The sequence below is a fragment of the Klebsiella sp. PL-2018 genome (genome assembly GCF_019048985.1).
GTDB classification, from domain to species: domain Bacteria; phylum Pseudomonadota; class Gammaproteobacteria; order Enterobacterales; family Enterobacteriaceae; genus Klebsiella; species Klebsiella michiganensis.
The window spans coordinates 1,682,100-1,694,948 of sequence record NZ_CP077673.1 but is presented as its reverse complement, the minus strand read 5'-3'; the positions used below and the strand labels follow the sequence as shown (position 1 = coordinate 1,694,948).

Annotated in this window: 8 protein-coding genes and 6 tRNA genes; 11 read left to right on the top strand and 3 right to left on the bottom strand. The window is 53.7% G+C overall.

The window, feature by feature from the left end; genetic code table 11:
* Positions 1-19: 19 nt before the first annotated feature.
* The 3 genes from chiP to nagE all read right to left on the bottom strand — a co-directional run bounded on the left by chiP (position 20) and on the right by nagE (position 5,658).
* Positions 20-1,423, bottom strand: a complete 1,404-nt coding sequence (gene chiP, locus MKleb_RS07830) for a chitoporin ChiP (protein WP_004130464.1) — start codon at positions 1,421-1,423, stop codon at positions 20-22.
* Positions 1,424-1,860: 437 nt separating this feature from the next.
* Positions 1,861-3,528, bottom strand: a complete 1,668-nt coding sequence (gene glnS / locus MKleb_RS07825) for a glutamine--tRNA ligase (protein WP_004848839.1) — start codon at positions 3,526-3,528, stop codon at positions 1,861-1,863.
* A gap of 177 nt (positions 3,529-3,705) precedes the next feature.
* Complete coding sequence (nagE, locus tag MKleb_RS07820; protein ID WP_004848836.1) at positions 3,706-5,658, bottom strand: PTS N-acetyl glucosamine transporter subunit IIABC; 1,953 nt, start codon at positions 5,656-5,658, stop codon at positions 3,706-3,708.
* A gap of 312 nt (positions 5,659-5,970) precedes the next feature.
* On the opposite strand from nagE, the gene nagB reads away from it, so the two are divergent.
* The 11 genes from nagB (at position 5,971) to MKleb_RS07765 (ending at position 12,782) form a co-directional block, all read left to right on the top strand.
* Positions 5,971-6,771 carry a glucosamine-6-phosphate deaminase gene (gene nagB, locus MKleb_RS07815; RefSeq protein WP_004130458.1) on the top strand — a complete coding sequence of 267 codons (801 nt, stop codon included), beginning with the start codon at positions 5,971-5,973 and terminating at the stop codon, positions 6,769-6,771.
* A gap of 60 nt (positions 6,772-6,831) precedes the next feature.
* Positions 6,832-7,980 carry an N-acetylglucosamine-6-phosphate deacetylase gene (gene nagA, locus MKleb_RS07810; protein WP_014228413.1) on the top strand — a complete coding sequence of 383 codons (1,149 nt, stop codon included), beginning with the start codon at positions 6,832-6,834 and terminating at the stop codon, positions 7,978-7,980.
* Positions 7,981-7,988: 8 nt separating this feature from the next.
* Entirely contained in the window at positions 7,989-9,209 is a 1,221-nt protein-coding gene (gene nagC / locus MKleb_RS07805) for a DNA-binding transcriptional regulator NagC (RefSeq protein ID WP_217076562.1), read from the top strand.
* Between the two features lie 45 nt (positions 9,210-9,254).
* Positions 9,255-10,007, top strand: coding sequence for an HAD-IIA family hydrolase (locus tag MKleb_RS07800; RefSeq protein ID WP_004100215.1), 753 nt, complete (start codon positions 9,255-9,257; stop codon positions 10,005-10,007).
* A 278-nt stretch (positions 10,008-10,285) separates the two neighbouring features.
* On the top strand, positions 10,286-11,947 hold the full coding sequence (gene asnB / locus MKleb_RS07795) for an asparagine synthase B (RefSeq protein WP_025106390.1): 1,662 nt from the start codon (positions 10,286-10,288) through the stop codon (positions 11,945-11,947).
* A 229-nt stretch (positions 11,948-12,176) separates the two neighbouring features.
* Positions 12,177-12,253, top strand: a tRNA-Met gene (locus tag MKleb_RS07790).
* 8 nt (positions 12,254-12,261) lie between these two features.
* A tRNA-Leu gene (locus MKleb_RS07785) sits at positions 12,262-12,346 on the top strand.
* A gap of 34 nt (positions 12,347-12,380) precedes the next feature.
* A tRNA-Gln gene (locus MKleb_RS07780) sits at positions 12,381-12,455 on the top strand.
* A gap of 34 nt (positions 12,456-12,489) precedes the next feature.
* Positions 12,490-12,564, top strand: a tRNA-Gln gene (locus MKleb_RS07775).
* 21 nt (positions 12,565-12,585) lie between these two features.
* A tRNA-Met gene (locus tag MKleb_RS07770) sits at positions 12,586-12,662 on the top strand.
* Between the two features lie 45 nt (positions 12,663-12,707).
* Positions 12,708-12,782: transfer RNA gene (locus MKleb_RS07765), tRNA-Gln, on the top strand.
* The last annotated feature ends 67 nt before the right edge of the window (positions 12,783-12,849 follow it).

Sequence of the window (12,849 nt, the reverse complement as noted above, 5' to 3'; positions counted from 1 at the left end):
TTCCCCCGCCGCAGTGGCATCAGAAAATGGTGAACGGAGCAATAACCATGAACTTCACGTCGCGCTCATCCTGGAAGATGTTGCCGTAACCACCGCTCCAGCTTGGGATATCGGAGTGGTTGTCGTATTGCGTAAAGTGGAGTTTGAACAGCGTGCCCTTAGCGCGTCCTTCCTGAACGGTGTACATGGCATCCAGGCTATAGGCGGACTCTTCCAGGCGTTTATCCGGGTTGTAGTACGCATCAGGCGAGGACATTCTCCCCGGCTTCGCATCCCAGGCATAAACGTAGGAGGCGCCGAAGGCCCAGCCCGGCATGTTCCAGTTCTTCATGTCATACATCGCGCCGAAGAACACCGCTTTTTCACCGTTGGCGTTGAAGTCCGAACGGTTATCCCACCAGATATCCAGTCGCCCGTTAGACGATGCGTAAGTTGGCGTCATACGCTGCAGGAAGTAGCCCTGCTGACCATCAGCTTTAACCCAGGTTCCTTCCAGACGCAGGTCCAGAACGTCGGCAACCTTATAGCCAAAGGTCAATGCCTGCAGCCACGCGGTGCCGTCATAGATATCGTTAACCCCGCCGTTGCTGACCTTATCGCGGGTGCCGTAGAACTGATAGCTGGTGGTTAACGGCGTGCCTGCAACATCAAACTTATAGCTGGCCTTGGCAAAATACTGGTCGATGTAACCCTGTGCCTGACCAAACGCCGCTTCCAGCACAAGGTCGTTTTTAAAATCATATTTGGCGCCGAGAGAGTGAAGGTAATCCACCTTGGTTTTCTTGTCGTTCTGGTAGAACTCATCCATCTCAATGTGCCACGGCGCTTTATATTCGTTCGTCCACATATAGGAGAAACTCAGCGCGCCCGCATCGCCGTAGTCAAAGTTCGCACCGGCTTCAGCCCCCTGATAGGTACCCGGCATAAAGCTCCAGTGCGGCGCCAGCAGCGTCTGGCCGGTTGGCTGAATATAGCCCGCGCGCGCCCAGGTCGGGCCAAATTTAAATTTTGCGGCTGCTTTATACAGGCTGATCCCGCTCTTATCGCCGGAATAGTCTTCATCGTAGGTTTTATTGCGCGAGGAGAAAGCGATTTCGTTCGGGTGACCGCTCTCGCTGCTTTCGCCCATTTCGATGGCGGTAAAGGCAGCAACGTCAATACCGAACATGTCGGCGGCATAGCCGGACTGGAAATCGAGGTTGGCGTTCCAGGTGGAGTGCGACAGGTTAGTTTTATATTTATCGCCGTCGGTCACATCTTTACGGTCGCGCTCACGCTGCCAGTAATAGATACCGCCGGTTAACGTTGAATCATCAATGAACCCTTCTGCTTTTGCATCCGGCACCATTGCAAATCCTGACAGGGCTGTGACACCGGCAATAGCCAGCGCCAGCGTACTACGTTTGCCACTAAACGTACGCATATGCATATCCTCTTTGACGTTTTAAAGTGCGGTTACCAATGGCAACGCGCAAAAAAATAAAATAAGACTGCTTAAAAAGTGGTGCGGTAAAAATTCGCATAACCACTAGGTATAGACTATTTTTCGTGACGCGAATTATCAATCTCTTTCGCCGACCAAAGATGAAGATTATGACAAAGCGCACATAATTTATGTCTTTTTGTTTCAGTCGTAGATGTCACACTTTTTTCGGGTGAAGTGCTTGCAAAAAAAGAGAAAATTAGGGGAAATGAAAGCGATTACATATTTATATGCAATAGATGGAAAGGGTTAAAAAAAGCGGTTATTACAATCTGTAAACAAGATTAATTCGCATCGCAAAAATATGAGGATTTAATTCTCTGATTCTGAATAAAAAAAACGCCGCAGTAAGCGGCGTTCTCAATAACGGCGGGTAGCTACGCGCCGACTTTCGCCCATGTGTCGCGCAGACCGACGGTGCGGTTAAACACCAGCTGGGTTGCGGTTGCATAGCGGCTATCCAGGCAGAAATAACCTTCGCGCTCGAACTGATACGCTTTTTCCGGCTGCGCCTGCGCCAGGCTCGGCTCGGCAAAACCCTGTTTGATCACCAGCGACTCCGGATTCATCACCGAGAGGAAGTCCTCCGCCGCGCCCGGGTTCGGTACGCTGAACAGGCGATCGTACAGGCGGATTTCTACCGGCAGCGCGTGCGCCGCGCTCACCCAGTGAATCACGCCCTTCACCTTGCGGCCGTCGGCCGGATCTTTGCTCAGGGTATCGGCATCGTAGGTGCAGAAGATAGTGGTGATGTTGCCTTCCGCATCTTTCTCCACGCGCTCCGCTTTGATCACGTAAGCGTTACGCAGGCGAACTTCTTTGCCCAGCACCAGACGCTTGTACTGCTTGTTCGCTTCTTCGCGGAAGTCGGCGCGATCGATCCAGATTTCGCCGCTGAACGGCACCTCGCGGCTGCCCATCTCCGGTTTATTCGGATGATTCGGCATGGTCACGATTTCGCTGCCGCCCTGCGGATAGTTTTCGATAACCAGCTTAACCGGGTCGATAACGGCCATCGCGCGCGGGGCGTTTTCGTTCAGATCTTCACGGATGCAGGATTCCAGCGAAGCGATTTCGATGGTGTTGTCCTGCTTGGTCACGCCGATGCGTTTGCAGAACTCGCGGATGGATTCAGCGGTATAGCCGCGACGGCGCAGACCGGAAATGGTCGGCATACGCGGGTCATCCCAGCCCTCAACGTGCTTCTCGGTCACCAGCTGATTCAGCTTACGCTTGGACATCACGGTGTATTCGAGGTTGAGGCGCGAGAATTCATACTGGCGCGGATGCACGGGGATGCTGATGTTATCCAGCACCCAATCGTACAGGCGGCGGTTATCCTGGAACTCGAGAGTACACAGCGAGTGGGTAATCCCTTCCAGCGCATCGCTGATGCAGTGGGTAAAGTCGTACATCGGGTAGATGCACCACTTGCTTCCGGTCTGGTGATGGTCGGCAAACTTAATGCGGTACAGCACCGGATCGCGCATCACGATAAACGGAGAGGCCATGTCGATTTTCGCGCGCAGGCAGGCTTTACCTTCGGCAAATCCACCGCTGCGCATTTTTTCAAACAGCGCCAGGTTCTCTTCCACGCTGCGATCGCGGTACGGGCTATTTTTACCCGGCTCTTTCAGCGTGCCGCGGTACTCACGGATCTCTTCCGCTGACAGTTCGTCAACGTAGGCCAGACCTTTATTGATCAGTTCAACCGCATACTGGTGCAGCTGATCGAAATAATCAGACGAGTAGCAAACATCCCCGGACCAGTGGAAACCTAACCACTGCACGTCGTTTTTAATCGACTCAACGTATTCGATATCTTCCTTCACCGGGTTGGTGTCATCGAAACGCAGGTTGCATTGGCCCTGGTAATCCTGAGCGATACCAAAGTTCAGGCAAATAGACTTCGCGTGGCCAATGTGCAGATAGCCGTTCGGTTCCGGTGGAAAACGGGTATGAACGGTGGTGTGCTTACCAGTAGCCAGATCTTCATCAATGATCTGACGAATAAAGTTAGTCGGGCGGGCTTCTGCCTCACTCATCGTGGGTTCCTCAAAGCGTAAACAACGTATAACGGTACATGATCTTACAAGCAGGGCGTAGAGACAACTATTAGTTACGCAAAATAGCGATCGGAAGGAGATTATGGGGGTGTTTGCGGTAAAAAAAGCGGCGCAGGTTTCGCTGCGCCGCTGAGGCATAAACGCCACTCAGGAGTCTTATTTGCCTTTAATTTCGTACAGCGGCGTCTGGCCTGCAACCACTTTACCGGTTGCCTGGATAACCAGCGCGCTGTAGTCGTCGCTATTGCTGCATACGACCGGGCTAATCATCGAGCGCGCGTTAGCGTTCAGGAACTCAAGATCCAGTTCCAGAATCGGCTGACCCGCTTTCACTTCCGCGCCCTCTTCCACCAGACGTTTAAAGCCCTGGCCGTTAAGCGCGACGGTATCGATACCCATATGGACGACGATTTCCGCACCGTTTTCAGTTTCCAGACAGAAAGCATGGTTGGTGTTGAAAATCTTCACCACGGTGCCAGCCGCCGGCGCAACAACAATCTTATCGGTCGGTTTCACCGCCACGCCGTCGCCGACGGCTTTGCTGGCGAACGCTTCATCCGGTACCTGCTCCAGCGCTACAATGTCGCCGGTAATCGGCGAAACCAGCGCTTCGACGGTTTTCGCGTTAGCAACAGCCTGCGGTTTAGCAGCCTGAGCGGCTACGGGTGCGCTGTGAGACGCTGCAGCCGCCGCGGCAACCGGGCCACGGGCAACCACTTTCTTCATTTCATCGCCGACGGATTCGGCTTTCGCACCCACGATAACCTGGATGGTCTGCTTGTTCAGTTTAACCACACCGGAAGCACCGAGGCGCTTACAGGCCGCGTCGTTAACCAGCGCAGAGTCCGCCACGGTCAGACGCAGACGGGTAATACAGGCATCAATCGCTTTCAGGTTATCCGTACCGCCGACCGCCGCGATGTAGTTGGTCGCCAGCTGGGTTAAACCTTCTTCGGTATTGCTGTTGGCCTCTTCAGTGACCACGTCATCCACTTTATCTTCACGACCCGGCGTTTTCAGATTGAACATGCGGATTACCGCGCTGAACAACAGGAAGTAGATAACAAAGAACACAACGCCCATCACAATCAGCATCCAGACGTTTTTACTGGCTGCCGGCAGGCTGTACATCAGCACATAGTCGATGGCGCCTGCGGAGAAAGAGAAGCCCGCGTGGATACCCAGCGCCGTCGCAACGAACAGGCTGATACCGGTCAGGATGGCGTGCAGGAGATACAGCAGCGGCGCCAGGAACATGAACAGGAATTCCAGCGGCTCAGTCACACCGGTCAGGAATGCGGTGATGGCAACCGACAGCAGCATACCGCCGACCATCGGACGACGCTCTTTCGGGGCCGCGAAATACATCGCCAGCGCCGCACCCGGCAGACCGAACATCATGATCGGGAAGAAGCCGGACATGAACATCCCCGCGGTGCCGTCACCCGCATAGAAGCGGTTGATATCACCGTGGAACACGGCGCCAGCAGCGTTGGTGAATTCACCAATCTGGAACCAGGCGATGGTGTTCAGCACCTGATGCAGACCCGTCGGGATCAGCAGACGGTTGATGAAACCAAAGATACCGGAGCCGAGCGCGCCCGCGCCCACAATCCATTCACCACCTGCATGGATGGCGTTCTGCACCGGCGGCCAGACGTAGCCGAAGATGGCTGCCAGCACCAGGCAGAAGAAGCCGGTTGCGATAGGTACAAAGCGTTTACCGCCGAAGAAGCTCAGGAAGTCAGGCAGTTTGATACCCGACCAGCGGTTATAGACGGCACCGCCAACCAGACCGGTAATGATACCCGCCAGGACGCCCATGTTGATGGCCGGGTTGATGGTGACCATCGCTTTCGTCAACACGAAGTAACCTACCGCCCCCGCCAGCGCTGCGGCACCGGCGCTGTCTTTCGACCAGCTGGATGCGACGCCGATAGCGAAAATCAGCGCCAGGTTGTCAAAGATTGCCCCGCCCGCCTGGGCGATAAACGAAATGTTAAGCAGATCCGGTTGACCGAATCGCAGCAGCAGCGCCGCGACCGGCAGCACTGCGATAGGGAGCTGTAACGCCCTACCGAGTCGCTGAAAAAAACCTAAAATATTCATCTTATTCCCCCTATGAGACCCCGATAAGGCTCATTAAAGCCACTTTATTATTGTGTAACCTGGTTAAATTTTTAACTTACCTGCAAAGTGTCTGAAAAATTAATTCGTCTCGCAAATTAAATGGGTATTTTTTGTGACAATAGTCACCAAATATCGTATTCACCTCCGCCTTTGACTGGCTAACAACGAAAACTTATTTTATCATTCAAAAAATCAACACGGATTGACCCCGCTCGGCGCAGTTGCTGCGATACTCTTAATAGTATGCTGGCGCCAATCCGCCAGGTTCTAATTTAACTATAGAGGTGAACAATGAGACTGATCCCCCTGGTAACAGCTGAACAAGTCGGTAAATGGGCTGCCCGGCATATCGTTAACCGCATCAATGCGTTCAAACCGACTGCGGACCGTCCGTTTGTCCTGGGCCTGCCTACCGGCGGTACGCCTCTGACCGCTTATAAAGCCCTGGTTGAGATGCACAAAGCAGGCCAGGTTAGCTTTAAGCATGTTGTCACCTTCAACATGGATGAGTACGTTGGGCTGCCGAAAGAGCATCCGGAAAGCTATCATAGCTTTATGCATCGCAACTTCTTTGATCACGTTGATATCCCGGCGGAAAATATTAACCTGCTGAATGGTAACGCGCCGGATATTGATGCAGAATGCCGTCGCTATGAAGAAAAAATTCGTTCTTACGGTAAAATCCACCTGTTTATGGGCGGCGTGGGTAACGATGGCCACATCGCTTTTAACGAACCAGCCTCTTCTTTGGCTTCACGCACACGCATCAAAACCCTGACCCATGATACTCGCGTAGCGAATTCCCGTTTCTTCGACGGTGACGTTGACCAGGTGCCTAAGTACGCGCTGACCGTTGGCGTGGGCACGCTGCTGGACGCGGAGGAAGTGATGATTCTGGTGCTGGGTCATCAGAAAGCGCTGGCGCTGCAGGCGGCGGTGGAAGGCAACGTAAACCATATGTGGACCATTACCTGTCTGCAGCTGCACCCGAAAGCGGTGGTGGTCTGCGATGAGCCGTCCACCATGGAACTAAAAGTTAAGACACTGAAATATTTCAACGAGTTAGAAGCCGAAAATATCAAAGGTCTGTAATGTAGTCTCGTCCCGCGGCTGCCCCCGCGGGACAACCATTTTTGACAACCGGGGGTCGTAATGTATGCATTAACCCAAGGCCGGATTTATACCGGTCATGAAATTCTGGATGACCATGCGATTGTTATCGCCAATGGCCTTATCGAACGTATCTGTCCTCAGACTGAACTGCCCACCGGGATCGAACAGCGCTCGGTTGATGGCGCGATCCTTGCCCCCGGTTTTATCGACGTCCAGCTTAACGGCTGCGGCGGCGTGCAGTTCAACGACACGGCGGACGCGGTCACCGTTGAAACGCTGGAGATTATGCAGAAGGCCAATGAACGCTCCGGCTGCACCAGCTATCTGCCCACGCTGATCACCTCCAGCGACGACCTGATGAAACAGGGCGTACGCGTGATGCGCGAATACCTGCAAAAACATCCTAACCAGGCGCTGGGTCTGCATCTTGAAGGCCCGTGGCTGAATATTGTTAAAAAAGGCACCCACAACCCGGACTACGTACGCAAACCGGATGCCGCGCTGGTGGATTTCCTGTGCGAAAACGCGGACGTGATAACCAAAATCACGCTTGCGCCGGAACGGGTGGAACCGGAGGTTATCCGCAAACTGGTGGCCGCCGGCATCATTGTCTCCGCCGGTCACTCCAACGCGACGCTTAAAGAAGCGAAAATCGGTTTCCGCGCCGGGATTACCTTTGCTACCCATCTGTTTAACGCCATGCCGTATATTACCGGCCGTGAGCCGGGCCTGGCTGGCGCGATTTTCGACGAGCCGGATGTCTACTGCGGCATCATCGTCGATGGTATGCACGTCGATTTCGCTAACGTGCGCCTCGCTAAACGCTTGAAAGGCGACAAGCTGTGTCTGGTTACCGACGCGACGGCGCCGGCGGGTGCCAATATTGAGCAGTTCATTTTTGCCGGTAAAACAATATACTACCGGAACGGCCTGTGCGTAGATGAGAACGGTACCCTCAGCGGCTCTTCATTGACCATGATTGAAGGGGTGCGTAACCTCGTTGAGCATTGCGGCATCGCGCTGGATGAAGTGTTGCGTATGGCGACGCTCTACCCTTCCCGCGCCATTGGCGTAGACAAACAGTTAGGCAGCATTGCCCCGGGGATGGTCGCTAACCTGACCGCATTCACCCGTGATTATAAAATCACCAAGACCATCGTTAATGGTAACGAGGTCGTCACTGAGTAAGTAAAAGTATGACAGCAGGCGGACAGGCTCAAATTGGTAACGTCGATCTCGTAAAACAGCTGAACAGCGCGGCCGTCTATCGGCTCATCGATCAGCACGGCCCCATCTCGCGTATCCAGATTGCGGAACAAAGCCAGCTTGCCCCTGCCAGCGTAACCAAAATTACGCGTCAGCTTATTGAACGCGGACTGATCAAAGAAGTCGATCAGCAGGCCTCCACCGGGGGCCGCCGCGCCATCTCCATTGTTGCCGAAACCCGCGGCTTCCACGCCATCGGCGTACGCCTTGGCCGCTACGACGCCACCCTGACCCTCTATGATTTAAGCAGCAAGACTCTTGAAGAAGAGCACTACCCGCTGCCGGAAAGAACCCAGGAAACGCTGGAACACGCCCTGCTTAACATCATCGCCACCTTTATGGAGAGCTGTCAGCGTAAAATCCGCGAGCTGATCGCCATTTCGGTGATCCTGCCGGGGCTGGTCGATCCGGAAAGCGGCGTCATTCGCTATATGCCGCACATTCAGGTGGAAAACTGGGGGCTGGTTGAAGCGCTGGAAAAACGCTTTAAAGTTACCTGCTACGTCGGCCACGATATTCGTAGCCTCGCGCTGGCGGAGCACTATTTTGGTGCGAGCCACGACTGTGAAGACTCCATTCTGGTGCGCGTACACCGCGGAACCGGCGCAGGGATCATCTCCAACGGGCGGATTTTTATTGGCCGTAACGGTAACGTCGGGGAAATCGGCCATATCCAGGTCGATCCGTTAGGCGAGCGCTGCCACTGCGGTAACTTCGGCTGTCTGGAAACCGTCGCCGCCAATGCCGCTATTGAACATCGCGTTCGTCATCTGCTGGAACAGGGTTATCAGAGCAAAATCTCCCTCGATGACTGTTCGATCAAAACGATCTGCAAAGCCGCGAATAAAGGCGATGCGCTGGCCTGTGAGGTGATCGAGCACGTTGGCCGCCATCTGGGTAAAACCATCGCTATCGCCATTAACATGTTTAATCCGCAAAAAGTGGTGATTGCCGGGGAGATCGTGGAAGCGGAAAAAGTCCTTCTGCCGGCAATCGAAGGCTGTATTAATACCCAGGCGCTGAAGGCGTTTCGCAAAAACCTGCCGGTAGTGCGATCCACGCTCGATCATCGCTCAGCCATTGGCGCTTTTGCCCTGGTAAAGCGTGCGATGCTCAATGGGACTCTGCTCCAGCGTTTGCTGGAAAGCTAAAGCCGCTTTATAGTTTCGCCTTTCTCCAACGATGTCGGACAGTTCATGACCATTCAAAACGTAATTTGTGATATTGACGGCGTGCTGATGCACGACAATGTGGCCGTGCCGGGCGCCGCTGAATTCATCAAACGCATACTCGAGAAAGAGATGCCGCTGGTGATGCTGACCAACTACCCTTCTCAAACCGGTCAGGATCTGGCAAACCGCTTTGCGACGGCGGGAATCGATGTTCCTGATACCGCCTTTTATACCTCAGCAATGGCCACGGCGGATTTTCTGCGTCGCCAGGAAGGCAAAAAAGCCTATGTGGTCGGGGAAGGCGCGCTGATTCACGAACTGTACAAAGCCGGCTTTACCATCACCGACGTCAATCCGGATTTTGTTATCGTCGGTGAGACGCGCTCCTTTAACTGGGAGATGATGCATAAGGCCGCTTTTTTTGTCGCCAACGGCGCGCGCTTTATCGCCACTAACCCGGATACCCACGGTCGCGGCTACTACCCGGCCTGCGGGGCGCTGTGCGCCGGTATAGAAAAAATCTCCGGTCGTAAGCCGTTCTACGTGGGGAAACCGAGCCCGTGGATTATCCGCTCCGCGCTCAATAAAATGCAGGCGCATTCGGAACAGACGGTGATCGTCGGCGATAACCTGCGAACGGATATTCTGGCAGGCTTCCAGGCCGGTCTGGAAACCATTCTGGTGCTTTCCGGGGTTGCCACGCTCGATGATATCGACAGCATGCCGTTCCGCCCTTCCTGGATTTATCCCTCCGTTGCGGAAATCGATATCTTCTAAATAAAACCACGTCCTGCGACGTGGTTTCTTATTTCTAAGCCTCTCCTGAACGCTTTTATCTAAAAAAAAAGCGCCATCACTAAATATTCAGCAACAAAAGCGCTCAAAACGTACTCTTTTTTCACTATTCGACAATCACAATTGCATTATTTCCTTTTACTGCCGTAAACCCCTTGCGCCCTCCGCGCCTTTGCGGCATTTTCTAAAGCATGCACTGAGGCTTCGCAATAAGACGAAGTCTGCACAACATCAAACAAGACAGGGTAACGGAGAAGGCTATGTGTTCGATTTTTGGCGTACTGGATATTAAAACTGACGCGGGTGAGCTGCGTAAAAAGGCACTGGAGCTTTCCCGACTGATGCGCCACCGTGGTCCGGACTGGTCCGGCGTCTATGCCTGTGATAAAGCCATCCTGGCGCATGAACGCCTGTCGATCGTCGACGTCAACGCCGGCGCGCAGCCGCTGTATAACGCCGCTAAAACTCACGCTCTCGCCGTCAACGGTGAAATCTACAACCACCAGGCGCTGCGCGCGGAATACGGCGACCGCTATGCGTTCCAGACCGGTTCCGACTGCGAAGTTATCCTCGCGCTGTATCAGGAAAAAGGCCCGGACTTCCTCGACGATCTGCAGGGGATGTTTGCTTTCGCTCTCTACGACAGCGAAAAAGACGCGTATCTGATTGGTCGCGACCACATCGGCATCATCCCGCTGTATATGGGTCACGACGAACACGGTAACTTCTACGTTGCCTCTGAAATGAAAGCGCTGGTTCCGGTTTGCCGCACGATTAAAGAGTTCCCGGCAGGCAGCTACCTGTGGAGCAAAGATGGCGAAATCCGCGAGTACTACCAGCGCGACTGGTTCGACTACGACGCGGTCAAAGACAACGTCACGGACAAAAACGAGCTGCGTCAGGCGCTGGAAGAGTCGGTGAAAAGCCACCTGATGTCCGATGTTCCGTACGGCGTGCTGCTCTCCGGCGGCCTGGATTCATCGGTGATTTCCGCCATCACCAAAAAATATGCCGCGCGCCGCGTCGAAGATCAGGAAAAATCAGAAGCCTGGTGGCCGCAGCTGCACTCCTTCGCCGTCGGCCTGGAGGGCGCCCCCGATCTGAAAGCCGCGCAGGAAGTGGCTAACCATCTGGGTACCGTACACCACGAGATCCACTTTACGGTGCAGGAAGGCCTGGACGCGATTCGCGATGTTATCTATCACATTGAAACCTACGACGTGACGACGATTCGCGCGTCAACGCCAATGTATCTGATGTCGCGTAAAATCAAAGCCATGGGCATCAAAATGGTGCTGTCCGGCGAAGGTTCTGACGAAGTATTTGGCGGCTACCTCTATTTCCATAAAGCGCCCAACGCCAAAGAGCTGCACGAAGAGACCGTGCGCAAACTGCAGGCGCTGCATATGTTTGACTGCGCTCGCGCCAACAAAGCGATGTCCGCCTGGGGCGTTGAAGCGCGCGTCCCGTTCCTGGATAAGAAATTCCTCGACGTGGCAATGCGTATTAACCCGCAGGATAAAATGTGCGGCAACGGTAAAATGGAAAAACATGTCCTGCGTGAATGTTTTGAATCTTACCTGCCGGCGAGCGTCGCCTGGCGCCAGAAAGAACAGTTCTCTGATGGCGTTGGTTACAGCTGGATCGATACCTTAAAAGAAGTGGCCGCTGAACAGATTTCCGATCGGCAGCTGGAAACCGCCAGCTTCCGCTTCCCGTACAACACGCCTTCCTCGAAAGAAGCGTATCTGTACCGTGAGATTTTCGAAGAGCTGTTCCCGGTACCGAGCGCGGCCGAATGCGTTCCTGGCGGCCCTTCCGTCGCATGCTCTTCAGCAAAAGCGATTGAGTGGGACGAATCTTTCAAAAAAATGAACGATCCGTCGGGACGCGCGGTTGGCGTACACCAGTCGGCCTACTAACCGACGCTGTTTTCAAAACGGACTCTTCGGGGTCCGTTTTTGTTTTGTGCCTTATTTAAGCCGTTAAAAACGATAAATAACCAATAATTGCCGATTATTGCACCACGCTGTTCGCAACCTAACCAAACAGTTACGTTCAGTCCATTTTCGATGAAAAAGGGGTTGACGCTTCAAGGCTCAATACGCATAATGCGCCCCGCAACGCCGATAAGGTAACGCGCAAAAAGATGGCTACGTAGCTCAGCTGGTTAGAGCACATCACTCATAATGATGGGGTCACAGGTTCAAATCCTGTCGTAGCCACCATCTTTTTTGCGGGAGTGGCGAAATTGGTAGACGCACCAGATTTAGGTTCTGGCGCCGCAAGGTGTGCGAGTTCAAGTCTCGCCTCCCGCACCATTTACTCGTTCGCGTTGCGGTAAAAGATTTTTGTTGGGGTATCGCCAAGCGGTAAGGCACCGGTTTTTGATACCGGCATTCCCTGGTTCGAATCCAGGTACCCCAGCCATATTTTCGATGTTTGCGGTTCACCGCGACGGTATTGGGGTATCGCCAAGCGGTAAGGCACCGGTTTTTGATACCGGCATTCCCTGGTTCGAATCCAGGTACCCCAGCCATCGAAAATAGAGTAAGATTTTGGCTACGTAGCTCAGCTGGTTAGAGCACATCACTCATAATGATGGGGTCACAGGTTCGAATCCCGTCGTAGCCACCATACAAAGGAATTATTGATTCAGTTCGATAAATCCAAAAGAATTGTTGGGGTATCGCCAAGCGGTAAGGCTCTGGTTTCTGATACCAGCATTCCGAGGTTCGAATCCTCGTACCCCAGCCAATTTTAAAAGTCGCCCACGCTGTGCGCGCACCCGTTGGAGTATCTCCAGGCGCTAAGCCACCGGTTT